A 25,663-nucleotide genomic window follows, 5' to 3' on the forward strand; every position below is an offset into this window, starting at 1 on the left:
GGTAAGGGGAGCTCGGCTCCCCTTCTTATTCATTCAACTAATCATTAATTCTTAAGATTTACAACCTCTTGCAGAATTTGATCTGAAGTTGTAATAATTCTGGAATTAGCTTGGAAACCACGTTGAGCAATAATCATCTCTGTAAATTCACCAGTTAAGTCTACATTGGACATTTCTAGTTGGCCGGAGATAATAGATCCAACCCCTGTCTCTGGATCACCAGGTATTCCAACTTCAATTTCTTCACCATCTCCAAGAGCATTCCCGGTTACTTGATACAAGTTACCACCGATTTTTTCAAGCCCAGCAGGGTTAGTTATTCTTACAACGCCTACTACTTGCCCAGTATTAATGGTTTCACCATCCGTATTAACACCAATGATCTCGCCATTTTGAGCAATAGAGAATGATACGATCTCATCTGGGATGATGATAGGTCCTGCTCCTCCTGCCCCCATGACATGCAGTCCCTCTGAATTTACTAGGTTTCGAGTTGGATCCACTGTGAAGTTACCTGCTCTTGTCAAATAAGGCGCATCGACTTGTTCTGTTGTTCCAACTGCGAAGAAGCCATCACCATTTATCCGTAAATCCGTTGGAACATTTGTTGTCATTGCACTACCTGGCGTATGTACGGTATCAATTGCAGCCAAACTAACACCTAATCCAACTTGCTGAGCATTCACACCACCACGATTCTCATCAGGTGCGCTGACGCCTGAAACAGTTTGGCTCAGTATGTCTTTAAACATAACACGGCTACCTTTAAATCCGATGGTATTCACGTTAGCGATATTATTTCCAATAACATCTAGCTTCGTTTGAAAACCACGCATACCTGAAACGCCTGAGTATAAGGATCTTAACATGAAATTGGCCTCCTAGATCGGATAAAAGTATTGAAATTTTGAGTTGCTTCTTTCGTTCCACAACTCTAGGCTTCCTGAGTGGTCGAGCCTATCTTACTTACGAAATTATCATTGCACTATCGATTTGGGTAAACACATGATCATTCATCGCTTGACCATCTAAGGCAGTTACAACGGTACGATTAGGTACATTTACGATATATCCATTCCCACCTAAAATCAGTAACGCATCTTTCGCACCTTTGGTAGCCGCTTTATCAATAGCTTGGTTCATTTTTTCAATTTGCTCAGGTTTGAGTTGAATGCCGCGTTCTTTTAGCCTAACTTCAGCATGATGACTAAACCGTACAAATTGATCTTGGAAAATCTTCTGAAAGGAGGAGTTTCCAGCAGGTATTGCTTGTTGTGTTGGAGTTCTTCTCGTTGAACTGGGAGAAACCACATTAGGGTAAAGTTGACCTATGGAAATTCTCTCTGTCATGGAGTTTCTCCAGCATTCTCAATTTTCTTCAACTTATCAAGGGCAACTTCTACACCATTCACAGAGGCGAATTGATTACCATCTTTAAAAGTTATGGAATCCACTACACCAGATAATTCGGTTACTTCACCTGCCGCGTCTGTTCCAGTCCAGGAGATAGATTTACCTATTAATCCTGAAACGAAACCTAGAGACTGTCTCATCAATTTCATTTCCCCAGCCATATTGGTCAATTGCTCAACAGATGTAAATTGCGCCATTTGAGCGATAAACTCTTTATCCTGCAAAGGCTGCGTCGGATCTTGATTTTGAAGCTGCGTAATCAAGATTTTCAAAAAATCATCTTTACCCAGAGTCGTTGTATCCTTATCCTTGCTTTTTGCAGCAGTACCTTTATTAATCAAATCAGATACATTACCTACAAGTGGGGTTGTAGCCATATGTTCACCTCCAGCATCTTCATTCATTGCACCTTTTAAGCAATAACATCGAAGGAATTACCGTTAGTATTCTTACGAAGCTGTGCTAACTGATCAATGTCTTCTTTAAAATCGACCGCATCCATATCAATCACACCTGAACTATTCTTCGGTTGACGTTGTTGTGATTGATTAAATGACTGAGGCTGTCGTTGTTCTTGGAACATGCTAGATGACATATTTTGACTTTGAGTAACTTCTAGCTTCTCTACTTGTAAACCTTGGGTTAGTAGAGCTTGACGCAATTGCGGTAACTGACTTTCGAGCATTTGTTTGCCAGCCAATGTATCTGCAGCGAACTGTGCAAAAAGTTGTCCCTCGTGCATTGAAATCTTCACATCTACATGTCCTAAATTCTTAGGAAACAAAGAAAGTTTAGCCTCAGAAAACCCTTCTGAAATCGTAATTTTCATGTTTTTCAGTACATGTGTCGTCATTTCTTCAGTGAAATTAGCAGCTGTTAACGTTGACACTGGTGCCTTCTCGACGGTTACCGTTACTTGCTGTGCTTTCTGCAAATCACCGATCGTCACAACAGTACTCGTTGTTGTACTAGTTTCGATAGGTAGATCAACAAGCGGTTGAGCTGGTGTTTCAGTAACGTTAGTCGTCTGTTCTAAGACAGCTACCGGAACATGCTTAACAGCAAATTTCTCTGGCCTCGATAATAACGTTTGCAACTGATCAGCAAGGCTTTCGACGTCAGACTGGCTAGCTTCCTTATTGTCTATGTACTTGCTTGATGGGATGCGACCATCAGATTTAGTTTGATCCTTGGAGCCAACTACAGGTACTCCAGTTAACTTACTAGCTTTTGATAATCCATTTAAAATATCTGGAAGTATGGGTTGAACCGCATTTGTAAGTTCCGAATTTAAATAATTCAGAATTGGATTGTCAGGCTGCTGCTTCGATAAAGCTGACAGCGCTAATAATGTTTTCTGCGCTTTCAAACTCGGAGATTCACTAATTGGTTGTTGTCCAATAGCAAGAAATCCATTTGTAAGTAAGTTTGGCGAATTGCTTAGAGAAGCTAACAAGTCATCTGCATCTTCGAACCACTTTTTCACTTTAGGATTTTGCAATAATTCATCAGCAAGAGCAGGATTACTATTCATCGCATCTAAGAGTAGTTCGGAAAGCTTACTATCTTGAGTTGACAGCGTAACTTCTTGATCCACAGCAGCTTGAATTGGCATTACCAACGTTTGAAGCATCTGCATCATCATGCTCATTGAAAGGTCAGTCTCAGAAGCTTGTAGATCAACGATAGCTGCGCTCTCTTGAGTAGTTTGATCAGAAAGTAATGCTGAGAACGTATCTGTCGCAGCACTTCCATTTGAAGTCCCTTTAGCTGCAGTTGTTGAGTTAACTGTTCCTGATTGCCCAACAGGTATTGAATTCATTTGTACACCCATTTTTTTCACCTCCCTTCCTCACTTCATTCTGAATTAAGGAGTAAGTTTTGCAGCTATCGATGCAGCAGTTTCCTTATTAGCATCGGATAGAGCGGACATTACTTTTGAGCGAGATGCATTATCCATGCCACTAACAATGGATAAAACTTTGGCAGGATTGGTTTTGTTCATTTCTAACAGCACGTTAGCTGCGCTTTTGGGTACCATATTGGCAAAAGTTTGACCAAGATCCGAAGTACTCATGGTAGTTGCTGTCTTGGTATCCTTCGTGTTATTCGTTGCTAATCTTTCTTGTAATGCCGCTATTTCTTTGTCGCGAACTGGTACAACATCCTTTAAACCCATCGACGCAGCAGCTGCCTTAGCTGCATCCATTTTCTCAAGAATCGCTCCGCGGTTGTCTGACTTCATCATCGACAGGACAAGCACCATTTCACTTGGAGTCATTGCCTCAAAGATCGGCGCAGCTTTACTGGGTGTCATTTTGGCGTACATATTAGCAAGTTGTGTAATTTGATTTGCGTATTCTTCTTCTGATTGTGTCTTATCCTTGAGTTTTTCTTCAAGCTCAGCAACCTTCGCAACAGCTTCCTTCAAAGAAGCATCTTTATGCTCCGTCGTTGAATCTGCCTTTTGTAAGGCACTCGTCAATTCATTAACACGCGCATTCAGCTTGGTAATTTCATCCTCTTTTAGCTTTACGCTTTGCTCCGAGGTCGTAACTTTACCTTCAGCTGTTAGCGGAGCTGACTCTTTGGGTGCTGGGACTATTAATCCAATGACAGGCGTATTGTGCAATGCTTTTTGAATACTACTTTTGATGTCATAATCAAAAATGGAAAGCAGCACGAAGAGTAGAACCGCCGTAAACACAAAGGGGATGACAAACCAAATTAAAAATCGCTCCAGTGCACTATACGATGCACCCTCCACGCTTGTATCGGCCATCTCTTCGTCCCTCCTTTTCTACCTTAATACGATGCACGTCTGAATCGATTGGTTGCCATTTCATCAAGAGCATCCTGCTCTTTTTTGGCAATCATAATTTGAAATTTGTTTTGTGCTTTTTCTCTTGCCTTAGTCCAAACCTTCTCATCTATCATTTTTACAGATAAATGTTCCTGTTTTTCAGATACGATATGCTTAGCCTGTTTAACATCTTGATGTTTACGAGCAATCTGATTGTCTACATGGTTCATGTAACTCTGCATCATAAGCATGTTTGAAATCGTTACTGAGTGGCTGGTTGCTTGAATCATCTCTTTGTGTAAGTTTTCTTTTTGCTCAACCAATCCATTTAAGCTCGATTCTTCGTTCCGTAATTGTCCCATTGCCTCAGATAAAATCCATTCCGCTTGTGTTCTTTCATTATTCTTCAAATCGACAATTTGCTGGAAAGAATACCGAAAACTCATCTAGGACCCTCATCCCTTATAAAATTCTTGGATTAATCGTTCTTGAGCTTCTTCATAAGTTAGCTTTTCACTAGTTCGCTGCTTCGTAAAATTCCAGATAGCCTCAATATTTTCCATAGCATTATCAATATTTGGATTAGATCCAGTTTGATACGCCCCTATATTGATAAGATCTTCCGAATCTTTATATATAGAAAGAAGACGTTTCAATTGATCGGCAGCTTCCATATGTTCGGAAGGAACGATTTCTTTCATTACACGGCTCACACTCGATAGCACATCGATAGCAGGGTAATGACCTTTATTCGCAATACTACGATCGAGGACGATATGACCATCCAAGATTCCTCGTACCGCATCTGCTATTGGCTCATTCATGTCATCACCATCAACAAGCACTGTGTAAAATGCCGTAATGGAACCCTTAGCTCCCGTACCTGAGCGCTCCAATAGTCTTGGCAACATGGCGAAAACAGATGGTGTGTATCCACGTGTAGCTGGTGGTTCACCAACTGCTAGTCCAACCTCGCGTTGCGCCATTGCAAAACGTGTAACGGAGTCCATCATCATCATGACATTTAAGCCACGATCTCTAAAGTACTCAGCAATACTAGTTGCAATCATTGCACCTTTAATCCGGATTAGCGCTGGTTGGTCTGAAGTTGCTACTATAACAACTGAACGTGCCAAACCTTCTGGACCAAGATCTCGCTCAATGAAATCCAAGACCTCTCGACCACGTTCTCCAATGAGAGCAATGACATTGACATCAGCGGAAGTATTTCGGGCAATCATACCCATTAATGTACTTTTCCCGACACCAGAACCTGCGAAAATACCCACACGCTGCCCTTTACCAATTGTCAATAGTCCATCTATGCAACGAACACCTACAGAAATTGGATTAAGCACACGTGGTCGTGTAAGTGGGTTACTCGGTGCATTATTGGTAGAATATTGTGCCATTCTAGAAGGTAGATAAGAACCATCTAATGGTTGTCCTAAACCATCTAGAACTTTACCCAATAACTCATGTCCAACCTGAACTGTTAATGGTTTACCTGTGCCAACAACATCACAACCTGGACCAATTGCATCGAGATTACCTAGCGGCATTAGAATCACTTTGTTACTTCGGAAACCAACGACTTCCGCTTTTAACGGTTTATTCGATTTATGCGGATAGATATAACAAAGATCACCAATACTGACATCAGGTCCCTCTGATTCAACAGTAAGTCCAATAACTTGTGTTACTTTGCCGTTTACTCGAATGGGATCAATCGTTTGTAGAACCTCTTTGTATTTATCTGCCTTCGGGATGGATGTCCGTGCCATTAAGATTCCTCGCTTTGTATGGCCAATTGCTGCAGAGCTGACTTAATTTCTTTCAGCTGCGTATCAATTCTCGCATCGATACTTCCGTAAGAAGATCGAATGACACATCCTTGATCTTGCACGGATGAGTCTGGGATTATTTCGAGTTCGGCCTGTGAATCGATCGAAGTGATCAATTCTTCTCTTGCATCTTGGATGTAGGAGAATTGTGATGGTGCTACACATAAGGTTATAATTCCTTTTTCACGTCTACGCGAGAGTACTTTTTGAATGAGTTCTATCACCCATTCAGGTTCAAGCGTTAGCTGTCGAAGAATTATTTTTTCTGCAATTGATGTACTTAATTCAATTAGAAACGGCTCTGATTCTTGAATAATTTGTTGCTTCAACTTATACGATTGTTCGAGAATAGAACTCGCTTCAACAAGCATTTCATTATATTGTTTGCGGAGCGCTTCCTCTGCCTGAGCTGCCCCTTCTCGATAGCCTTCGTCAAATCCTGCTTGCTTCGATACGTTGATTAGCTCTTCATCTTCAACTCGCTTGCTTTCCCACCACTCTGCAATATCTAATTCTGTTTGTTGACGTATCAACGCACACTCGCGCTTGGCCTCTTCAATTTGTTCACTTGCAAAGGCTTCAGCATCTTCCAAAATTTGATTCTTTAAGGAAGTAGCATCTTTAATCTCCAGATGCATTTCCTCTGTCCATCCATCATCAATTGAAGTTTGCGCATCAAGTTTTGGAAGAGATAGCGTTTCAACAATCTTTTTATCTTCAATCGGATAATAAGCAAAAGATTTAATGACATTAGACAATAATATCATCTCCTCCACCACGAGCGATGATGATTTCACCCGACTCTTCTAGACGGCGAATCGTTCCTACGATACGGGTTTGCGCTTCTTCTACATCTCGCAAACGGACAGGTCCCATAAATTCCATTTCATCTTTAAATGTCTCCGCCATACGCTTGGACATGTTTTTAAATAGCACATCACGGACTTCTTCACTCGCAACTTTAAGCGCAAGCTGTAAATCAGCATTTTCAATATCACGAATAATTCGTTGAATCGAACGATTGTCGATATTGACAATATCCTCGAATACAAACATCCGCTTTTTGATTTCTTCGGCAAGTTCAGGATCTTGAATCTCTAAGGAGTCGAGAATTGTACGTTCCGTACCACGGTCAACACCATTCAATATCTGAACAATTGAAGCAATACCGCCAGCATTTGTATAATCTTGTGTAACAGTAGATGACAACTTCTGCTCCAATACACGTTCAACCTGCGAAATAACTTCAGGCGAAGTACTGTCCATAAGCGCGATCCGTTTTGCAACATCAGCTTGCTTCTCCTGTGGGAGTGATGACAAGATAATGGAAGCTTGTTCTGCTTGTAAATAGGACAAGACGAGTGCAATTGTTTGAGAATTCTCATTTTGAATGAAATTGAGAATTTGAGCTGGATCTGCTTTTCTTGCAAAGTCAAATGGTCTTACTTGAAGTGTAGCGGTTAAGCGATTAATAATATCAAGCGCTTTTTGAGAACCAAGTGCTTTCTCCAAAATATCTTTTGCGTAGGCAATACCGCCTTGGGAAATAAATTCCTGTGCCAGACAAATTTGGTGAAACTCAGCAAGAATCGATTCTTTTTCTATAGTATCTACTTTACGTACATTAGCGATCTCAAGCGTTAATTGTTCAATTTCTTCTTCACGTAAATGTTTGAAGATTTGTGCAGATACCTCAGGGCCTAAACTGATCAAAAGAATAGCTGCCTTTTGTCGTCCGGTCAACCCTTGTAAAGCGGCTCTGGCCATATACAAGTGCACCTCTATTCATCAACTAACCAAGTACGCAACAGATTAACGAATTCTTCTGGCCGTTTTCTCGCAAGCATTTCGAGCTGCTTACGTACTTGATTGTCATTTGTTACATTTTCGATATCAATTGTTGGAAGCTCTGCCTTTTGGGCCTCGCCACTCATTGCTTGATCCAGTAATTGTTGTGCGTTTTTCTTACGTCGTCTCATCGCTAGTCCGATAAACGTACCAACAGCTAGTGCAGCCAATGCTAATGCACCATAAGTCAGGTATGTAGATGTCTTATTCGCGCTTGCATCCGAAGTTCTAGCAAAAGAATGTGGAAATACATAAACTTTTTTCTTTAATTCCTCGTCAGTATAAGTAACCTTATTATCTGCAAGTGCAGTTCTGACAATATTAGCGAGTGCATCTCGAATGGCATCAGTCGTCTGTGTCGTCAACGAGTTCGGATCATCTCTTACCGGTGGCTCAATCCCAACATTAATGCTTACATCCTTTACTACATAAGGTGTTGCAATAATGTCATTCGTGATACGATCCACTTCATAATTGACCGTCTTACTGTTTTCTTCTGAATTGGACTTCCCTGCTGCAGATGCTCCCGGATAGCCCGGAACATCCGTTTCGCCAGTTCCAGGAACGCCTCCTGTATCCGCACCATTATTCTGATAAGACTTGCTTGCTTCCTGCAAAGAAATTTCCAAGCCTTTTTGATCAACTTGATTTGGTGCGCGGACAAGCTGTTCCTTCGTTTTCTTCTGATCAAAATTCATAGTTGTAAACACGCTAACCGTAATTTTATCTCGTCCAAACATTGTACTAAGCATGGAATTGATATTTTTCTGCAAATCGTTTCTGAATTGCGTGTTTATGTCCGTGTTACTTCCCAGTTGGGAACTATTTGAATCTCCACTGAACTTGTACGTAAGTAAGTTCTGGTCCGAGATCGTTATGTTCTCAATAGGAAGATTTTTAATGCTGTGAGATACTAAATTATAAATGGTATCCACTTTAGGTTGATCCAATGAATATCCCTGCTTAACTTGCAGGACAACTGACGCAGTTGCTTTCTCTGCTTGTTGTTGCAAGAATGGACCTTCTTCTGGAAGTGAGATATTCACTTTGGAGCTAGAAATGGCTTGGTTTGAATTGATGAGCTGTTGAAGTTCTCCTTGAATTGCACTTAAGTATTTGACTTTAAATTCGTTATCTGTAATTCCGAATGAGCTGCTTCCGCTAAAAGCTTCAAACCCTAAGGAACCATTTTTATTTAATCCTTGCGATTCCACAGCAAGCTTTACATTAGCAACTTCACTTGTCGGTACTTCAATACTTTTACCGTCCGCACTCAAATGATATGGTATTTTGGCTGTATCCAGATATGATTTGATATTCGCAGCATCACTTGGCTGTAATTCTGTATATGCCAATGAATACTCTGTCTTCGACATATTAAAACTTATAATGGCAGCAGTCAAAATTAGTAAGAACACAGTTGCTATGAAAATAATTTTCGTCGTTCGATTATAACGATTCCAGTACTGCTTCACCTTTTCCCAGTACTGGAGCAGGTTCTCGTTCACTCTGTCACCTCATTGACCCAAATTTAGCAGCATCTCTATACTACAGCTGCATTCTCATGATTTCTTGGTACGCCTCAAGCACTTTATTTCTGACTTGAACGGTAAGTTCGAGCCCTAATGAAGCTTTCTCAGAGGCAATTGTCAATTGATGAACATCTGAAAGTTCTCCTTTAATGAAGCTTTCGTTCAATTGATCGACTTGCTTTTGTTGAACAGTTAGATTAGTCATGGCATCATTCAGGAATGAACCAAATTTCTTGCCAAGATCATCCGCACCCTCACCCGTATTATCCTTCGGAGTAACGGAACTCATTATATTTAACGGACTATAATTAATTTTATCAATCATCCTGCAACCTCCTATCTACCGATTTCCAGTGCTTTGCTAATCATCGATTTACTCGCATTTAATGCCGTAACATTGGCTTCATATGAACGCGTTGCCGAGATCATGTCGACCATCTCTTTGGCAATGTCAACGTTTGGCATATAAACAAATCCATTCGAATCCGCATCTGGATGTGAAGGGTTATATACTTGTTTTAATGGCGAGTTATCTTCAAAAATTTTATTCACTCGCACCCCTTCGCCCGTGCCATCTGCCATTGCTGAATTTAGTTTTTGAGCGAAACTCGGCTGCGATTTCGTCTCGAATGAAACTAACTTCCTCGTATACGGCACCCATTTACCATCCACAAACCTTGCTCGCGTTGTATCCGCATTGGCGATATTGGATGACACTACATCCATACGAAGCCGTTGTGCAGTCAATGCAGATGCACTGATGTCAAATCCGTTTGTAAGTCTCATCGTTTATTACCTGCCTCCAATGACCGCTCGAATTTTTTTGAAGTCGCTGTTCATCTGCTGAATCATCGTGTTGTATTTCAGTTGATTTTTTGCCATCAATGCCATTTCGTAATCCATATCTACATTGTTAAGGTTGGTGTTAATTGCTGTCGAATTATCTGATTTAATCTCAGCATTTGGTAATTTTGTTGATTTTCCAATAACAAAATGCCTTGGGTCTGTTCGAAAACCATCTATTGAGGGGGTACCCGCATTCATTTGTCCTTGTAAGAGTTCTTCAAATGCAACATCGGAACGTTTAAAGTTAGGAGTATCCACATTGGCAATGTTATTCGCTACCACTTTTTGTCTTAGCGTCGATGCATCCAGCGATCGCTCCATCATATTCCAACTAGGCTTGTCTAATAAAGACATAAACGATTCCCCTTCACTCTAAAATAATCAGATACTACTTCAACATCGTGAGAATTTAATCCTTTTTATTTCGACATTATTCTCATTTCCCGATACAAAATAGTTCTATATGTAGAAAAATGTAAACCTTTGACTGATAACTCTATCATCTAAGATATTAGGTTAAGTTACAATAAGAAAAAAGCCCTATCTTTTTACAAGATAGGGCCTTCCTATTTTTATAACTTAGACTTCATCTGTTCAATGCTCTGCATTAATTGTTCATTTAGAATACGGATATAAGTGCCTTTCATACCAAGTGATCGCGTTTCAATGACGCCAGCACTTTCAAGTTTACGTAGGGCATTTACAATAACTGAACGCGTTATACCTACTCGATCAGCAATTTTACTCGCCACTAACAAGCCTTCTTTACCATCTAGCTCTTCGAAAATATGTTCGACAGCTTCCATCTCACTGAAAGATAATGAGCCAATAGCAACTTGAACAACTGCTTTACTGCGGGCTTCTTCTTCAATTTCTTCCGCACGTTCTCTTAATATCTCCATTGCAATTACGGTTGAACCATATTCAGCCAGCACCAAATCATCATCAATAAAGTGCCCTTCGCTTCGACTCAAGATTAATGTCCCTAACCGATCTCCCCCGCCAATGATAGGCACTAAAGTCGTATGAGTAGCAGGAAACATATCTTTCATTTGATCCGTGTAATAGAAATACGGGCTATCAGGCTCCGATGTGGAGGAAGTCTCCTCAATTTTAAGTAACAAATTATTCGATTCAATAGGAAATCTGCGTTCAATTAGAATCGTTTGATTCATTTCAGGCGAAACAGGATCATTTGTTACCGCATAACCTAAGATTTTCCCCTTACGGCTCACAACGTAAATATTTGCAATAACTACATCTCGAAGAACTTCTGCCATATCCATAAAGCTAACCGCATTACCCGCTTCTTTTTGGAGTAATCGATTCAGCCTTCTTGTTTTATTTAATAAACTCATGTAACTGCCTCCTACTAACTGCAACCTGCTTGGTTCTTATAAAATATACTGACTTAAATCTCGATTCTGAACAATGCTGCTCAGCTTCTCGCGTACATAAGCCGGATTTATAACAATAGACTCTAATGTGATTTCCGGTGCTTCATAGGATAGATCTTCCAACAATTTTTCTAAAATTGTATGTAAACGACGAGCTCCGATGTTTTCTGTTTGTTGATTAACTTCTACAGCAATACGAGCGATTTCATGAATAGCTTCCTCCGCAAACTCAACAGTTATACCTTCTGTTTGCAATAAAGCTGTATATTGTTTAGTCAAAGCATTTTTAGGCTCCGTCAATATCGACACAAAGTCTTCTAACGTTAAATCGCTTAGTTCCACTCGAATGGGGAATCTGCCTTGCAACTCTGGAATGAGATCCGAAGGTTTAGCAATATGGAAAGCTCCGGCGCCAATGAATAAGACATAGTCAGTTTTGACAGGGCCATACTTCGTCACAACCGTAGAACCTTCAACAATTGGCAAAATATCTCTTTGAACACCTTCGCGCGAAATATCCGGCCCGCTTCCACCGCGGCTGTTACTTGCTATTTTATCAATCTCATCGATAAAAATAATGCCACTTTGCTCCGCACGGTTAATTGATTCCTGGATCACGTCATCCATATCAATTAATTTCTGAGCTTCTTCTTGTGTTAGAACTTTTCTCGCTTCTTTCACAAGTAATCTGCGTTTTTTTGTCTTTTTGGGCAGGAGACTACCGAACATTTCTTGCATATTCATGCCTGCTTGCTCGTTGCCTTGACCACCTAACATATCTAACATAGAAGGCGCAGTGTCTTCTACTTCAATTTCGACATGATCATTTTCTAATTTACCATTGGATAATTGCTCGGCGACTTGAGCTCTTTTAGAAGCCAGATTAGAATCAGGCGGCGTCTCTTCTTGCTCATCTTTATTTTGCCCGCCAAACAACATCTCAAGCGGGTTACGCTGCGTTTTCGCGCGAGTTGGACTTGGCGCTAATAAAGAAACTAATCGCTCATTAGCAAGCTTCTCTGCACGATCCTTGACCTTCTCCATACGTTCAGCTTTGACCATACGAACAGCCGTTTCAACCAAGTCACGTACCATGGATTCGACATCACGTCCCACATAGCCTACTTCGGTGAATTTCGTTGCCTCCACTTTAATAAAAGGGGCTCCAACCAACTTCGCAAGTCTGCGTGCGATTTCTGTCTTGCCCACTCCAGTTGGTCCAATCATAAGGATGTTTTTGGGAACAATTTCATCTCTCATGCTTTCATCGACTAGATTTCTCCGGTAACGATTTCTCAAAGCAATAGCAACGGATTTCTTCGCTTTCTTTTGACCCACAATGTATCGATCTAATTCATGGACAATTTGTTTAGGTGTTAGAGAGCTGTTTGCCATATGTGGTCCCCCCTTAAATGTAGGCTAAAGCCAATTGATCAATGATGAGCGCGTGCTCATTAACTTAGAAACAAACGTCCTAGTCTATTCAATTTCTTCTACAATAATATTATGGTTGGTAAACACACATATTTCAGCAGCTGTCGTCAAAGCCGCGTGAGCAATTTCCTTCGCACTTAGCTGAGGTGCATGCCGATGAAGTGCTCTACCTGCTGATAAAGCAAAACTCCCACCTGAACCAATAGCCAAAATGCCATCATCGGGTTCAATGACTTCTCCATTGCCTGAAAGCAGTAGTAATCCAGAAGCATCCATGACAATCATCATAGCTTCAAGTCTTCGTAAGACACGATCTTGGCGCCAATCTTTGGTCAGTTCTACAGCAGCCCGCTGAAGGTTACCATGATGTTCTTCCAGCTTTCCTTCAAACTTTTCAAACAGTGTGATCGCATCAGCTACGGAACCAGCAAAACCAGCAATGACTTTCCCTCTATGTAAACGCCGTACTTTTTTGGCCGTGCTTTTCATGATCATACTATTGCCAAATGTCACTTGACCGTCGCCAGCAATAGCTCCCTTACCTTGATGACGGATCGCAAATATCGTTGTCGCATGAAACGTAGCTTGATTGGGTTCCATTTCAATTCACCCCTCTATAAGTATCGTACCCGTTATGAAGATCTCACCATGCCTTTGAGTCGCAAAAATGAGAGAAACCTCTAGCGAGGTCTGAAAGTTAAGAAGACCGCATCTAGAGGTAAATGTATGATCAAACCAATGAAAAATGCAATAAAACATTAATTTATAGTAACATACCGGATCATCCGATTACAACTTATTCAACAACTGTTTTCACAAAATTCTGAATACTCTCCAATGCACGATTGGCGAGCATTTCATATTTTTCCTTTTTGTTACGAATCCGCTCTGGTAATGCAGGAAGCAATCCAAAGTTCGCATTCATCGGTTGGAAATGCTTGGAATCCGCTGTCGTGATGTACTGTGCCATGCTGCCTAAGGTCGTTTCAGCCGGCAAGACTATGCAAGCTTCACCTTTTGCCATTCGACCAGCATTAAGACCAGCTATCAAACCAGAGGCAGCCGATTCTACATACCCCTCTACGCCAGTCATTTGACCTGCAAAGAAAAGATTCTCGCGACGTTTGTATTGATAAGTTGGTTCAAGCAGCTTAGGCGAGTTAATGAATGTATTGCGATGCATAACCCCATAGCGAACGAATTCCGCTTGTTCTAGACCAGGGATCAGCTGAAGCACACGCTTCTGTTCCCCCCATTTTAAATGCGTTTGGAAACCTACTAAATTATACAAAGTACCTGCAGCATTATCTTGACGAAGCTGTACAACAGCATGAGGCATTTTACCCGTATGCGGGTTAATTAAACCTACTGGCTTCATCGGTCCGAATAGCACCGTCTGTTTGCCGCGTTTCGCCATAACTTCCAAAGGCATACAGCCTTCGAAATAAATTTCTTTCTCGAATTCCTTTAATTCTGCGACTTCAGCAGTAATTAGTGCCTCGTAGAATACATTGAATTCTTCCTCCGTCATCGGACAATTCAGATAAGCGGCTTCTCCTTTATCATAACGTGAAGCCAAATATACCTTATTCATATCGATGGAGTCTTTCTCTACAATAGGTGCAGCAGCATCATAGAAGTACAGATACTCTTCGCCCATTAATGCTTTTAGCTCCGCTGCTAAATCAGGAGAAGTTAGAGGCCCTGTAGCCACAACCGTAATACCCTCAGGAAGCGTCTGAAGCTCTTCATTGCGCACCTCAATTAAGGGGTGATTGCGCAACGTATTCGTCACTGATTGTGAAAATCCGTCGCGATCAACCGCTAAGGCGCCCCCAGCAGGCACTGCATGCTCGTCAGCGCAAGCTAGAATAAGAGAGTCCATTCGTCTCATTTCTTCTTTTAGAACACCAACTGCATTCGTTAAACCGTTAGAGCGTAGTGAGTTACTACAGACAAGCTCAGCAAATTGATCCGTGATGTGAGCTGGCGTTTTTCGTTTATTACGCATTTCATATAAAGTAACAGGCACGCCTTGACGGGCTATTTGCCACGCAGCTTCACTGCCTGCCAATCCTGCGCCGATGACTGTTACTCTTTGATTTTCTGGCAAAATCAGACACCTCAATCTTTCATATCATCTGTGTGATCGGAATCTTCAACTGCCTCTTCCTTATGATCACATTGTGTACATTGTATCATAACGCCATTTTTGCTCCGCTTCTCTATCATCATAGAACTGCAAACAGGGCATGGCCGATTGACGGGTTTATCCCAAGAAACGAAATCGCAGGTTGGATATTGATCACAACCGTAGAATACGCGCCCCTTTTTACTTCTACGTTCTACAATTTTCCCAGTGTGACAAGTCGGGCAAGTAACACCGATGTCTTTAATGATGGGTTTCGTATTCCGACAATCCGGGAAACCGGAGCATGCAAGGAATTTACCAAAACGTCCCATTTTATAGACGAGATGTTTGCCACATTTTTCACAAATCTCATCAGAAACTTCATCTTGAATCTCAATTTCTTTCATTTCTTCTTCAGCAAATTCTAATCGCTTTTCAAAGGAAGTATAGAAGCTATCCAGAACTCTTACCCAATCCTCTTTCCCTTCTTCGACAAAGTCCAACTCTTCTTCCATATGAGCGGTAAACTCGATATCTAGAATTTCCGGGAAAAACTCTTGCATTAATTGGATAACAAGCTCGCCTAGTTCCGTTGGTACGAATTTCTTCTCTTCGATCGCCACGTAACCACGTTTCTGGATCGTTTCTAATGTAGGAGCGTAAGTACTTGGACGCCCGATTCCCATTTCCTCAAGTGCACGAACTAAACGTGCTTCCGTATACCTTGGTGGTGGTTGCGTAAAGTGTTGCCTCGGCTCCACACTTTGTTTCGGCAATGAATCTCCTTTGGACAGAGGAGGCAGCAATTTATCTTCTTCTGTCGTTCCGTCATCATTGCTTTCTACGTACACTTTCATGAACCCAGCGAATTTCATCTTGGATCCGTTCGCTCTAAATATGGTCTCTCCTGCGTTTAAATCAATCGTCATCGTATCCAAGATCGCGGACGCCATTTGGCTTGCAACAAAGCGATCCCACACTAGCTTGTACAATCGGTACTGATCTTTACTCAAGAACGCTTTCATTTGATCAGGTTCACGAAGTACGGAAGTTGGTCGAATTCCCTCGTGCGCATCTTGTGCATTCGCATTTTTCTTCAAATATTGACGAGGTGTCTCAGGATAAAAAGTTGGTCCATATTTCGTCATAATAAAGTCTTTGGCTTCTTCTTGGGCAATTGGAGAAATCCGCGTAGAATCCGTACGCATATACGTAATTAAACCAACGGTACCTTCCTTACCCAAATCAATACCTTCATATAATTGCTGCGCCACTGACATGGTCTTGGATGCACGAAAATTAAGTTTTCGCGCTGCCTCTTGTTGCAAGGAGCTTGTAATAAAAGGAGGGGAAGGATTACGCTGGCGCTCTTTCTCTTTCACTTCTTTTACTGTAAACGGATCGTTACCCATTGCAGCAAGTATCAAATCAACATCTTGTTGCGAATTCAGTTCTTTTTTCTCACCATTATGACTATGATACTTAGCTTCAAATACGGTTTTGCCTGCATCAAGAACGGCTGTAATTGACCAGTACTCTTCTGGTTCAAAAGCTTTTATTTCATTTTCCCGGTCTTGAATCAATTTCACCGCGACGGATTGTACACGACCTGCTGACAGTCCTTTCTTCACTTTTTTCCAAAGTAACGGACTGATTTTGTAACCAACAAGTCGATCTAGTATTCGGCGCGCCTGCTGAGCATTCACTAAATCTTGATTGATCCGGCGAGGCGTTTTAAATGCATCCTTAACCGCTTCCTTCGTTATCTCATTAAAGACAACACGACAAAGCTCTTCTGGACCAACATCGAGGTAGTGTGCTAAATGCCATGCAATGGCTTCCCCTTCGCGATCCGGATCCGCCGCTAGATATATTTTTTTTACTTTTTTACTTGCGTCTTTGAGTTCTTTAAGGATCGAACCCTTTCCACGAATCGTTATGTATTTAGGCTCAAAGTTACGGTCGACTTCTACGCCAATTTGGCTTTTCGGAAGGTCGCGAATATGACCCATCGAGGCTTTTACGATGAACTTACTGCCTAAATATTTGCCGATGGTTTTGGCTTTTGCTGGTGACTCAACAATGACTAACGAATCTGCCATGGTTCGTCCTTCCTCCCCTCTTGGTTTCAAGGTAAAGTTTACTTGGCGAGAAGCAAAACTTCGTGATTAGCCTATGCTCGAATGTAAGTTGAACCCGGAAGCTGTTTAATCGCCTTTTTCAATACCAAAGATAACAGAACTGCATGCAAATGTCCAAACGTAAATTGACTGTCTTCTAATAAAGTGTCTATTGAGATTGGTTCATCTGTCAACTTTCGAACAATTTCGATTTCATCATCAGTGAGTTCGAAGCTCGGTTTATGCTGTAAGGCTACATTTATTTCATCCACATTGATCATGTGTTTATACTCTTCGACAATTTCCTCCACGCACGTGACTAATTTCGCGCCATCCTTCAAAAGTTTGTGTACACCACTGCTTTGGCGTGAGTGTATTGGCCCTGGAACGGCAAAAACATCACGTGAAGCATCTAATGCAAACTCAACTGTGATCAGTGACCCGCTATCTTTCGCAGCCTCAACAACGGTAACTCCCATGGATAATCCAGCAATAATACGATTCCGCTGCGGAAACATGCCCGGGTGCATGCTGGTGCCAATTGGGTATTCTGAAATAATGACGCCTTGCTGCTCGATATTGCGATATAACAGCGCATTTTCTCGTGGATAGATCACATTAATCGCACATCCAAGCACTGCTACTGTCTTCGCCTTACCTTGAAGTGCCCCTATATGAGCTTTGCTATCTATGCCTCTCGCTAATCCACTGACGATACCAAAACCTGCTCTGGAAAGTGAAGCTGCCCACTCTTCAGCGATTTTCTTCCCATAAAGCGTTGGCGTTCGCGTTCCTACAATCCCAAGTAATCGACCGTTTAAATATGACGGATCACCTTTCACATATAGCACCCAAGGTGGCTGAGCAATCTCCTTTAGGTTCAACGGATAATCCTCATCGTAAAGAGTCATTACTCGAATGGATTGACTTCTATATAAGTGTAGCTTTTGTTCAATAAAGTCAGGGGTTAATCGTGTCGCAATTAGTTCTGCGATAGCCGAACGTATTCCACAAGAAGCAATTTCACTTGCAGATCGTCCAATTAATGCACGAGGCTCAGAAAATCGATTTAAAAGCTGGTGTATAGTTTTCCACCCAACTCCCTCAAGCTCGTGCAAGCCAATTAAACAGTTGCGATTATCCATTAGTATATACACTCCTTCCATGAATGACAAATCTATGCATCTAAATAGAAATAAAAAAACCTCCCAATTCCCAATTAAGGGAAATGGAAGGTTGCTTACCTTCGTGAAACGAAGCTTATTTTTTAGTGATAACTTTATCAAGCATACCTTTTTCTTCAAGTACGCTAACAAGAGTTGAACCCATTTCGGATGGTGTAGCCGCTACGCGGATGCCACATCTTTCCATTGTTGCAACTTTCTCTGCAGCTGTACCTTTACCACCGGAAATGATGGCACCAGCATGGCCCATACGTTTTCCTGGAGGCGCCGTTTTACCACCGATAAAACCAACGACAGGTTTCGTCATGTTCGCCGCTACCCACTCCGCTGCTTCTTCTTCAGCCGTTCCGCCGATTTCACCAATCATGATAACTGCGTACGTATCTGGATCTTCGTTAAAACGTTTGAGGATGTCGATAAACTCGGATCCTTTAACAGGGTCTCCACCGATACCAACTGCGGAAGATTGTCCAATTCCACGAGTTGTCAATTGATGAACAGCCTCGTAAGTCAATGTTCCAGAGCGAGAAACAACACCTACGTGTCCTGGTGTATGGATGTAGCCTGGCATAATACCGATTTTGCACTCACCTGGTGTGATTACACCCGGGCAGTTTGGTCCGATAAGAACCGTATTCTTACCTTCTAGGTAACGCTTAACGCGTACCATGTCAAGGACAGGAATACCTTCTGTGATACAGATAACCAATTCAAGCTCAGCTTCAATCGCTTCGATGATGGATTCTGCAGCAAATGCTGGTGGTACATAAATAACGGATGCTGTTGCACCTGTTGCTTTTTTCGCTTCTACAACTGTGTTGAAAACAGGCAACTTAACAAGCTCGCCATTTTCCAACGTAATATCTACAGTAGTGCCGCCTTTACCAGGAGTTACGCCACCCACCATTTGCGTGCCGTAATCAAGACCGCCTTTGGTATGAAACAAACCCGTAGCGCCGGTAATCCCTTGAGTAATGACTTTTGTATCTTTATTGACCAAAATACTCATGATCGATTGTTCACATCCTTATCTATTATTAAAACCGCTCTGGTTTATTACTTTACTAGTGCAACGATTTTTTGCGCACCGTCAGCCATGGAATCAGCAGCAACGATGTTCAAGCCGGATTCGTTAAGAAGCTTTTTACCCAGCTCAACGTTCGTACCTTCAAGACGTACAACAAGCGGACGGGAAAGTCCTAGCTCTCTAGCTGCAGCGATAACGCCCTCAGCGATAACGTCACAACGCATAATACCACCGAAAATGTTAACAAAAATCCCTTTAACTTGCTCGTCAGAAAGGATGATTTTGAAAGCTTCAGTAACTTTCTCTTTCGTAGCACCGCCCCCTACGTCTAGGAAGTTAGCAGGGTCTCCGCCGTAGTGCTTGATAATGTCCATAGTGGCCATAGCAAGTCCAGCGCCGTTAACCATACAACCGATGTTGCCATCAAGTGCGATGTAGCTAAGGTCATATTTGGAAGCTTCGATTTCTTTTGCATCTTCTTCTTCAAGGTCACGAAGTTCAACGATGTCTTTATGACGGAAAAGAGCGTTAGAATCGAAGTTTAATTTCGCATCAAGTGCCATAACGTCACCAGAACCAGTAACAACCAATGGGTTGATTTCTGCAATGGAAGCGTCTTTCTCAACGAATGCTTTGTAAAGAGCAAGCATGAACTTAACTGCTTTGTTTACAAGTTCATTCGGGATGTTGATAGCATAAGCAAGTCTACGTGCTTGGAAGGATTGAAGACCGATTGCTGGGTCAACCACTTCTTTGAAAATTTTCTCTGGAGAGTGCTCAGCTACTTCTTCAATCTCCGTACCGCCCTCTTCGGAAGCCATTAATACAACGCTACCTGTTGCACGGTCAACAACAACACCTACGTAGTATTCTTTCTTAATGTCACAGCCCTCTTCGATCAAAAGGCGTTTAACTTCTTTACCTTCTGGACCTGTTTGGTGAGTGACAAGTACTTTACCTAGAATTTCGCTAGCATATGTACGAACTTCATCGAGGCTTTTGGCTACCTTAACGCCACCCGCTTTACCGCGACCTCCGGCATGAATTTGCGCTTTTACTACGACAACGGATGTTCCAAGCTCTTTTGCTGCTTCAACAGCCTCGTCAACTGTAAAAGCAACCTTTCCGTTAGGAACGCTGACTCCGTACTGTCTCAGGACTTCTTTGCCTTGGTACTCATGGATATTCATTTCCTAAATCCTCCTATCAGTATGGACTTTCTATACGTGCTATACAGGGAAAAGTGTAATTTCCAATTGACGTTGTGCACGAGAATATATCTTGCTACCGGAATTAGTATCACACTTCTTCGCAAGCCCTAACCATTGTAACACATTATTTTCGACAGTTTCTTTATTTTTTTCATGAAGCCCTTCAAATTTTCCTTTCACAGTGAAAAACTTTCCCTATCACTTCACAAAATAAAAAAACGTATTTTCCATTATCTGAAAAATACGTCGAACTTCAACTTAGCTAAAAAAACGAAGTTGGTGGCATATTGACCCGTGGTTCACGCTCTGCTTGTTTAATAAACCGCATTTCATTCGCAGAGAAGTTGCAAATTAAACACTGAATGGTTGGCTCTGGCTCAGGTATGACACCTGGATCATGGAATTCGGTAATATCCCCGGACAGTGCATCTTTCAGAAATGACTGCGAATAGCTCGTAATAACGTTAAATTTAATACGATTTGACCGACAATTGGGACAAAAATATGGTTTTTCCTGCATATCATCACCTCATCTTCCAGTATGTGCATGTCGAACATTTTTAAAACGTAAATATCTCTCGACACGATTTGCTTAAATTTACCATTTGCGATTATAATAAAAGTAATAAATAGGATCAATAAGGAAGCACCTTTTATCCCAATCGAACTCAGTTCTTGCGACTGTGAATTCTATGGAGAAGAAGGTGTTTTTTTATGTATGGCAAAGTCATGAGCGCTTGTTTACAAGGGATTGAAGGACGAACGATCGAAGTAGAGGTCGATATTTCAAGTGGCTTACCTCAAATAAATCTGGTAGGGTTACCCGACTCTGCGATTCGTGAATCCGTGGAACGCGTACGTTCATCAATTAAAAATGGTGGTTTCACCTTCCCTATGGACCGGATTACGGTGAATCTCGCTCCGGCTGACTTGCGAAAGGAAGGGTCATCTTTCGATCTTGCGATTGCTGTTGGTATTCTCATCACGACAGGCCAAGTGCATGTTGAAAGCTATGCAACCACATTATTTCTAGGTGAACTGGCGCTAGACGGCTCTCTTCGCCCTATTCCTGGGGTCCTTTCTATGGTTCATGCTGCTAAAAAGGCTGGGATTAAGCGTGTATTCCTATCAATGGCGAATGCGCAAGAAGCTACCCTTATTGAGGGAGTAGAGGTTTGTGTGCTAACGAATCTCTCTGACCTCAAGAAATCGAACACATGTTCTATTGACGAATTTATTTATCAAAATGAAGACCATGACACCAACGCCTTTCCCAACACCTTCAATAACTTCCCTGGTTATGTTGAAGATTATGCCGACGTTAATGGACAGCATCAGGTAAAGCGAGCCATGATGATCGCTGCCGCAGGCATGCATAATATCCTGCTTCTTGGTCCTCCAGGTACTGGAAAAACGATGCTTATCAAACGACTGCCTACCATTCTTCCTCCTTTAACTGACCGGGAAGCTCTTGAGGTTACGAAGATTTACAGTGCATCCGGTAAGTTAACTGACCGTTCCACACTGATGCGAGCAAGATCGTTCCGCGCCCCCCACCACTCTATCTCAGCTGCCGGCCTAGTTGGCGGAGGAACCATTCCCAAACCTGGTGAGGTGAGTTTGTCTCATCGAGGGATTCTTTTTCTGGATGAGCTGCCAGAGTTCACACGAAACGCCCTTGAAGTGCTCAGACAACCACTCGAAGATCGCTATGTCATGATTGCAAGAGCAAGGGCAGTGTATACGTTTCCTTCTCATTTTATTTTGGCCGCTGCTATGAATCCTTGCCCCTGCGGCTATTATGGAGCTGAAACAGAAGCTAATGCTTGCATCTGCAGTCCCTCCAAAATCGTCCAATATCGCTCCAAAATTTCCGGTCCTCTGCTTGATCGAATCGATCTCCATGTTGAAGTCCCAAAACCTAGCTACGCCCAACTCAAAGACAATGCTGCAAATCTATCATCTGGCGAAATGCGAAATCAGGTGATGCAGGCTCATATCAGACAGCAACAACGTTACGCTGGAACAGATATCCAGCATAACAATGAGTTAAGTGGTAGATTAATGCGAGAAATTTGTCGATTAACGCCTGAAGGAGAACAACTGTTGCGTAATTCATTCGAGGCATTGGGATTAAGTGCACGCGCACACGATCGAATTTTGAGACTTGCACTTACGATTTCAGATCTAGACGGCTGTGATCTCATTCTCCCTTCCCATCTTGCGGAAGCCATCCAATATCGAAATTTAGATAAAAACCAGCGCATGGATGAGATCGTGATATAGGTTCCCTTTATGGTGACATTACTGAACATGAAAAGCCCTTTGACGAATCATGGTTTACATGATTATCAAAAGGCTTCTTGTATATGTATGATTCTCGGATCCGGGTCACTATCCGACATTTCAACTGTGATAACGTCGAATTGAATGGATTGCTCATATTTGTGAAAGCGATGCATGTAAAATTGTGCGATCTCACGAACCTTTGCCTGCTTGCGGAAGTTCACGGATTCTACGGCTGTTCCGAAACGATTAGAAGGACGTCTCGTTCGTACCTCAACAAAAATGAGCTTGTTCGACTTCTCTGCAATGATATCGATCTCGCCCGAACGACAGCGCCAGTTCCGCTCGATAATCCGATACTCCTGCCGTACGAGATAATTGAAAGCCAGCTCTTCACCTTGTTTGCCCAGCATTTTACGATCATCTTTATGTAACTTGCTCATTCATCCATGCCTCGCGAGGGTCTCATCCGTTGATCGGATCGATAAATAAAACTAAGCACTTCCGCTACTAATTGATAAAGCTCTGGCGGTATTTCTTGATCTAGATCAAGCTTAGACAGCACCTCTACGAGCGATTTATCTTCTTGAATAGGAATGCCACTGTCTTTTGCTTTTTGCAAAATAGCTTCAGCTATGTGCCCTTTCCCTTTGGCAACTAGGGTTGGGGCTTTCTGTGCTTCTGGTGAATAGCGAAGCGCTACCGCTTTCTTTATTGGAGTAAACTTGGTTTCGTCAGGCTTATTATTAGGAGGGCTCATGCGCGAACATCAACCCCTTTGTAGGTTCTAGGTTGATACAGCTCCCTTAAATCTACGCGTCCATCTAAGGAGCCTAGTTTCGTCGCGTCTTCTTTACCTTCTTGCATGTCAAGCGGCTTGGGATATGGCGAACATTTTAATGAGATAAACTGATACCCCACACCATTCATAGCTGCTGCAATTTCTTCCTTCGACGCTTCCATTAATTCAGCTAGAGCTGGATGGTCATTGTGAATGTTCAATGAAACAATTTTGTTCACAACATGAACATCCAATAACGTATTTCCCATCACCTTCATTTGTAAATCAAATAAAAGCCTACAATTGCTCGCATCTACTTCGCCACGACTGCCTTTGCGGGATTGAATATGAATGGCTGCTGTTTGCTGACCCGAATTGTCCAGGAAGGGAACGAACATGGTCATTTGCGTAAACATAGCGTTCTTGTCATTCGTCAGCATTAACTGCTGCCCTGTAATTTGACTGACTGCTTGCTGGGCAGCTTCTTTCAGTGGCGCTGGCGTATCAGCAGATGTTGTGAGCTGAAGTAATAAGCTTTTCAGTGTCTCTGCAGTTGCTGGTTTTCCCGCTTCTCCTTTTTGATCAAACGTGTTGACCCCATTCTGCACAAACATATCCGCAGCGGCCTGTTGGCGTGCAGGCATTGGAACGCCACGCTCGTCCAGCTTGGCGGCAACTTGCGATTCATGCTCAATGCCAACAGCCTTGAGCATCTTGCTGATCCAGTTTGTCTCTGGATCAGCATTCTCGAGAGGCGCACTAACTTGCGCCTCTCGAGGGGCCAGCCCACCCTCCTGCTTCGCAGGGAGGGCTGGCACAGGCGCTGGCGAACCCGCTTGCAGCGGTTCGCCTGGCTTGACAGGCGCCGCGCCAGCAGCCGGCGCCACAGGTTCTTCGCCCGCTGCTGGCGCGGCGGGCACGGGGCTCCCTGCAGCGGCCGCAGGCACGCTGCCACGCTGCGCAGCCGCGGTAGTGCCACCAGCCTGCGCAGCTGCTGGTGTGCTAGGGGCCTGCGGCGGCGCAGCCGCAGGCTCGTCCGATGCGGAGGCTGGCGCAGCCGGCTCCGCAGGACGTACAGCTGCGGCCGTAGCGCGCAGCTCTTTGAGCAGCGACACAACCTGCTTGGCGGTATCCGCCGCAGGGTGTGTCGGGTCTTGCTCAAGCAGCGCAGTCGCTTGCTGCTCGAGCTTCTCTAACACCTGGCCCGCCGGAGGGCCGCTCGTTACTTGCTTAAGTGCATCCACGGTCGTCGGAGTAAGCGGTAACCCCTTCTTCGAAGCAAGTATAGCCGCTTGCAGCCACTCTTCTTTATTCGTACCCTGCGGCATTTGACTCATCACAACCTCAAATGCTTTTACATTTTCCTTCGATACAGGAATACCTTCCTGCTGTAATTGCTGAACCATTTGACGATTGCTTGCTGTATTCTTTACATCAAAGGCTTTAAGCAGATCTCCTAATGAATCATCAGCAATCCATACATCAGAAGCAACAAGTGGCTTCAGTATGATTTGTCCGGCTTTTGATTCTGGCTGAACCTGCAGCATCGTAACGTCACCTTGTTTAAGAGGTGTTTCCAATTTGGCACGCACTTGCGTGCCGCCTATATTAAGTAGTGCTTCCTGATCACTAAGGAGCTGAAGCACGACACCTTTAATAATTTGTCCAACCTTTAATTCGAGAATCTTTGGATCAGTTGCTGTTAAATCCCCAACCAAATTTCGAATTAATCCACTAATATTCAAACAGGTCACCTCAAATCTGATTACACGTATGTATATTATCGGCCTCAGATGCCTTTTTCGT

At 42.7% G+C, this 25,663-nt stretch carries 26 protein-coding genes; 1 reads left to right on the forward strand and 25 read right to left on the reverse strand.

Features of this window, described 5'->3' with window-relative positions:
* Nucleotides 1-44: 44 nt before the first annotated feature.
* From flgG to J2736_RS19895, 22 genes are all read right to left on the reverse strand, one after another.
* A complete protein-coding gene (flgG, locus tag J2736_RS19790; protein WP_310500313.1) occupies nucleotides 45-869 on the reverse strand; it encodes a flagellar basal body rod protein FlgG in 825 nt (274 codons plus the stop codon).
* Between the two features lie 97 nt (nucleotides 870-966).
* Nucleotides 967-1,350: a TIGR02530 family flagellar biosynthesis protein gene (locus J2736_RS19795; RefSeq protein WP_310500314.1), complete on the reverse strand. Its 384-nt coding sequence runs from the start codon at nucleotides 1,348-1,350 to the stop codon at nucleotides 967-969.
* A complete protein-coding gene (locus J2736_RS19800; RefSeq protein WP_310500315.1) occupies nucleotides 1,347-1,790 on the reverse strand; it encodes a flagellar hook capping FlgD N-terminal domain-containing protein in 444 nt (147 codons plus the stop codon). Before J2736_RS19800 ends, J2736_RS19795 begins: the two co-directional genes overlap by 4 nt.
* A gap of 35 nt (nucleotides 1,791-1,825) precedes the next feature.
* Nucleotides 1,826-3,247 carry a flagellar hook-length control protein FliK gene (locus J2736_RS19805; protein WP_310500316.1) on the reverse strand — a complete coding sequence of 474 codons (1,422 nt, stop codon included), beginning with the start codon at nucleotides 3,245-3,247 and terminating at the stop codon, nucleotides 1,826-1,828.
* Between the two features lie 33 nt (nucleotides 3,248-3,280).
* Nucleotides 3,281-4,195: a MotE family protein gene (locus tag J2736_RS19810; protein WP_310500317.1), complete on the reverse strand. Its 915-nt coding sequence runs from the start codon at nucleotides 4,193-4,195 to the stop codon at nucleotides 3,281-3,283.
* A gap of 23 nt (nucleotides 4,196-4,218) precedes the next feature.
* Nucleotides 4,219-4,662: a flagellar export protein FliJ gene (gene fliJ / locus J2736_RS19815; RefSeq protein ID WP_310500318.1), complete on the reverse strand. Its 444-nt coding sequence runs from the start codon at nucleotides 4,660-4,662 to the stop codon at nucleotides 4,219-4,221.
* 9 nt (nucleotides 4,663-4,671) lie between these two features.
* Complete coding sequence (gene fliI, locus J2736_RS19820) at nucleotides 4,672-6,000, reverse strand: flagellar protein export ATPase FliI (protein ID WP_310500319.1); 1,329 nt, start codon at nucleotides 5,998-6,000, stop codon at nucleotides 4,672-4,674.
* On the reverse strand, nucleotides 6,000-6,818 hold the full coding sequence (locus J2736_RS19825; protein ID WP_310500320.1) for a FliH/SctL family protein: 819 nt from the start codon (nucleotides 6,816-6,818) through the stop codon (nucleotides 6,000-6,002). Before J2736_RS19825 ends, fliI begins: the two co-directional genes overlap by 1 nt.
* Nucleotides 6,811-7,827 (reverse strand): flagellar motor switch protein FliG, encoded by a 1,017-nt coding sequence (fliG, locus tag J2736_RS19830; RefSeq protein ID WP_310500321.1) that lies wholly within the window; start codon nucleotides 7,825-7,827, stop codon nucleotides 6,811-6,813. Before fliG ends, J2736_RS19825 begins: the two co-directional genes overlap by 8 nt.
* A 14-nt stretch (nucleotides 7,828-7,841) precedes the next feature.
* Complete coding sequence (gene fliF, locus J2736_RS19835; protein ID WP_310500322.1) at nucleotides 7,842-9,416, reverse strand: flagellar basal-body MS-ring/collar protein FliF; 1,575 nt, start codon at nucleotides 9,414-9,416, stop codon at nucleotides 7,842-7,844.
* A 40-nt stretch (nucleotides 9,417-9,456) separates the two neighbouring features.
* Entirely contained in the window at nucleotides 9,457-9,765 is a 309-nt protein-coding gene (gene fliE / locus J2736_RS19840; RefSeq protein WP_310500323.1) for a flagellar hook-basal body complex protein FliE, read from the reverse strand.
* An 11-nt stretch (nucleotides 9,766-9,776) separates the two neighbouring features.
* Nucleotides 9,777-10,226 carry a flagellar basal body rod protein FlgC gene (gene flgC, locus J2736_RS19845; RefSeq protein WP_310500324.1) on the reverse strand — a complete coding sequence of 150 codons (450 nt, stop codon included), beginning with the start codon at nucleotides 10,224-10,226 and terminating at the stop codon, nucleotides 9,777-9,779.
* Nucleotides 10,227-10,232: 6 nt separating this feature from the next.
* Complete coding sequence (gene flgB, locus J2736_RS19850) at nucleotides 10,233-10,640, reverse strand: flagellar basal body rod protein FlgB (RefSeq protein ID WP_310500325.1); 408 nt, start codon at nucleotides 10,638-10,640, stop codon at nucleotides 10,233-10,235.
* Between the two features lie 218 nt (nucleotides 10,641-10,858).
* The gene (gene codY, locus J2736_RS19855; RefSeq protein WP_056624907.1) at nucleotides 10,859-11,644 is read right to left on the reverse strand and encodes a GTP-sensing pleiotropic transcriptional regulator CodY; all 786 of its coding nucleotides are present in this window, start codon (nucleotides 11,642-11,644) and stop codon (nucleotides 10,859-10,861) included.
* Nucleotides 11,645-11,680: 36 nt separating this feature from the next.
* Nucleotides 11,681-13,078 (reverse strand): ATP-dependent protease ATPase subunit HslU, encoded by a 1,398-nt coding sequence (gene hslU, locus J2736_RS19860; RefSeq protein WP_310500326.1) that lies wholly within the window; start codon nucleotides 13,076-13,078, stop codon nucleotides 11,681-11,683.
* Nucleotides 13,079-13,162: 84 nt separating this feature from the next.
* Nucleotides 13,163-13,717: an ATP-dependent protease subunit HslV gene (hslV, locus tag J2736_RS19865; protein WP_057315711.1), complete on the reverse strand. Its 555-nt coding sequence runs from the start codon at nucleotides 13,715-13,717 to the stop codon at nucleotides 13,163-13,165.
* A gap of 196 nt (nucleotides 13,718-13,913) precedes the next feature.
* Nucleotides 13,914-15,230 carry an FADH(2)-oxidizing methylenetetrahydrofolate--tRNA-(uracil(54)-C(5))-methyltransferase TrmFO gene (gene trmFO / locus J2736_RS19870; protein ID WP_310500327.1) on the reverse strand — a complete coding sequence of 439 codons (1,317 nt, stop codon included), beginning with the start codon at nucleotides 15,228-15,230 and terminating at the stop codon, nucleotides 13,914-13,916.
* 11 nt (nucleotides 15,231-15,241) lie between these two features.
* On the reverse strand, nucleotides 15,242-17,350 hold the full coding sequence (gene topA, locus J2736_RS19875) for a type I DNA topoisomerase (RefSeq protein ID WP_310500328.1): 2,109 nt from the start codon (nucleotides 17,348-17,350) through the stop codon (nucleotides 15,242-15,244).
* A 71-nt stretch (nucleotides 17,351-17,421) separates the two neighbouring features.
* A complete protein-coding gene (dprA, locus tag J2736_RS19880; protein WP_310500329.1) occupies nucleotides 17,422-18,513 on the reverse strand; it encodes a DNA-processing protein DprA in 1,092 nt (363 codons plus the stop codon).
* Between the two features lie 115 nt (nucleotides 18,514-18,628).
* Nucleotides 18,629-19,561 (reverse strand): succinate--CoA ligase subunit alpha, encoded by a 933-nt coding sequence (sucD, locus tag J2736_RS19885; protein ID WP_310500330.1) that lies wholly within the window; start codon nucleotides 19,559-19,561, stop codon nucleotides 18,629-18,631.
* 47 nt (nucleotides 19,562-19,608) lie between these two features.
* Complete coding sequence (gene sucC, locus J2736_RS19890; protein ID WP_065853920.1) at nucleotides 19,609-20,769, reverse strand: ADP-forming succinate--CoA ligase subunit beta; 1,161 nt, start codon at nucleotides 20,767-20,769, stop codon at nucleotides 19,609-19,611.
* A 283-nt stretch (nucleotides 20,770-21,052) separates the two neighbouring features.
* Nucleotides 21,053-21,310, reverse strand: coding sequence for a hypothetical protein (locus tag J2736_RS19895; protein ID WP_310500331.1), 258 nt, complete (start codon nucleotides 21,308-21,310; stop codon nucleotides 21,053-21,055).
* 194 nt (nucleotides 21,311-21,504) lie between these two features.
* Between J2736_RS19895 and J2736_RS19900 the strand changes: the two genes are divergently transcribed.
* Nucleotides 21,505-23,076 carry a YifB family Mg chelatase-like AAA ATPase gene (locus tag J2736_RS19900; RefSeq protein WP_310500332.1) on the forward strand — a complete coding sequence of 524 codons (1,572 nt, stop codon included), beginning with the start codon at nucleotides 21,505-21,507 and terminating at the stop codon, nucleotides 23,074-23,076.
* Nucleotides 23,077-23,141: 65 nt separating this feature from the next.
* Here J2736_RS19900 and J2736_RS19905 read toward each other — a convergent pair whose 3' ends face one another.
* From J2736_RS19905 to J2736_RS19915, 3 genes are read right to left on the reverse strand one after another with little or no spacing between them, the layout of a single operon-like run.
* Nucleotides 23,142-23,519 carry a YraN family protein gene (locus J2736_RS19905; RefSeq protein WP_310500333.1) on the reverse strand — a complete coding sequence of 126 codons (378 nt, stop codon included), beginning with the start codon at nucleotides 23,517-23,519 and terminating at the stop codon, nucleotides 23,142-23,144.
* On the reverse strand, nucleotides 23,516-23,836 hold the full coding sequence (locus J2736_RS19910; RefSeq protein WP_310500334.1) for an EscU/YscU/HrcU family type III secretion system export apparatus switch protein: 321 nt from the start codon (nucleotides 23,834-23,836) through the stop codon (nucleotides 23,516-23,518). Before J2736_RS19910 ends, J2736_RS19905 begins: the two co-directional genes overlap by 4 nt.
* On the reverse strand, nucleotides 23,833-25,602 hold the full coding sequence (locus J2736_RS19915; protein WP_310500335.1) for a hypothetical protein: 1,770 nt from the start codon (nucleotides 25,600-25,602) through the stop codon (nucleotides 23,833-23,835). The genes J2736_RS19910 and J2736_RS19915 overlap by 4 nt, the downstream gene beginning before the upstream one ends.
* Between the last annotated feature and the right edge of the window lie 61 nt (nucleotides 25,603-25,663).

Source organism: Paenibacillus qinlingensis (assembly GCF_031455095.1).
Classification (GTDB): Bacteria; Bacillota; Bacilli; order Paenibacillales; family NBRC-103111; genus Paenibacillus_E; species Paenibacillus_E qinlingensis_A.

Excerpts from the sequence above, each read along its gene's own strand:
- hslV (WP_057315711.1), bottom strand. The coding sequence starts at position 13,717 with ATGGAACCCAATCAAGCTACGTTTCATGCGACAACGATATTTGCGATC.
- J2736_RS19905 (WP_310500333.1), bottom strand. The coding sequence starts at position 23,519 with ATGAGCAAGTTACATAAAGATGATCGTAAAATGCTGGGCAAACAAGGT.
- J2736_RS19895 (WP_310500331.1), bottom strand. The coding sequence starts at position 21,310 with ATGCAGGAAAAACCATATTTTTGTCCCAATTGTCGGTCAAATCGTATT.
- J2736_RS19810 (WP_310500317.1), bottom strand. The coding sequence starts at position 4,195 with ATGGCCGATACAAGCGTGGAGGGTGCATCGTATAGTGCACTGGAGCGA.
- sucC (WP_065853920.1), bottom strand. The coding sequence starts at position 20,769 with ATGAATATCCATGAGTACCAAGGCAAAGAAGTCCTGAGACAGTACGGA.
- fliI (WP_310500319.1), bottom strand. The coding sequence starts at position 6,000 with ATGGCACGGACATCCATCCCGAAGGCAGATAAATACAAAGAGGTTCTA.
- J2736_RS19805 (WP_310500316.1), bottom strand. The coding sequence starts at position 3,247 with ATGGGTGTACAAATGAATTCAATACCTGTTGGGCAATCAGGAACAGTT.
- flgG (WP_310500313.1), bottom strand. The coding sequence starts at position 869 with ATGTTAAGATCCTTATACTCAGGCGTTTCAGGTATGCGTGGTTTTCAA.
- J2736_RS19795 (WP_310500314.1), bottom strand. The coding sequence starts at position 1,350 with ATGACAGAGAGAATTTCCATAGGTCAACTTTACCCTAATGTGGTTTCT.
- fliJ (WP_310500318.1), bottom strand. The coding sequence starts at position 4,662 with ATGAGTTTTCGGTATTCTTTCCAGCAAATTGTCGATTTGAAGAATAAT.
- J2736_RS19900 (WP_310500332.1), top strand. The coding sequence starts at position 21,505 with ATGTATGGCAAAGTCATGAGCGCTTGTTTACAAGGGATTGAAGGACGA.
- J2736_RS19910 (WP_310500334.1), bottom strand. The coding sequence starts at position 23,836 with ATGAGCCCTCCTAATAATAAGCCTGACGAAACCAAGTTTACTCCAATA.
- fliG (WP_310500321.1), bottom strand. The coding sequence starts at position 7,827 with ATGGCCAGAGCCGCTTTACAAGGGTTGACCGGACGACAAAAGGCAGCT.
- flgC (WP_310500324.1), bottom strand. The coding sequence starts at position 10,226 with ATGAGACTTACAAACGGATTTGACATCAGTGCATCTGCATTGACTGCA.
- topA (WP_310500328.1), bottom strand. The coding sequence starts at position 17,350 with ATGGCAGATTCGTTAGTCATTGTTGAGTCACCAGCAAAAGCCAAAACC.
- sucD (WP_310500330.1), bottom strand. The coding sequence starts at position 19,561 with ATGAGTATTTTGGTCAATAAAGATACAAAAGTCATTACTCAAGGGATT.
- flgB (WP_310500325.1), bottom strand. The coding sequence starts at position 10,640 with ATGTCTTTATTAGACAAGCCTAGTTGGAATATGATGGAGCGATCGCTG.
- dprA (WP_310500329.1), bottom strand. The coding sequence starts at position 18,513 with ATGGATAATCGCAACTGTTTAATTGGCTTGCACGAGCTTGAGGGAGTT.
- hslU (WP_310500326.1), bottom strand. The coding sequence starts at position 13,078 with ATGGCAAACAGCTCTCTAACACCTAAACAAATTGTCCATGAATTAGAT.
- fliE (WP_310500323.1), bottom strand. The coding sequence starts at position 9,765 with ATGATTGATAAAATTAATTATAGTCCGTTAAATATAATGAGTTCCGTT.
- codY (WP_056624907.1), bottom strand. The coding sequence starts at position 11,644 with ATGAGTTTATTAAATAAAACAAGAAGGCTGAATCGATTACTCCAAAAA.
- J2736_RS19800 (WP_310500315.1), bottom strand. The coding sequence starts at position 1,790 with ATGGCTACAACCCCACTTGTAGGTAATGTATCTGATTTGATTAATAAA.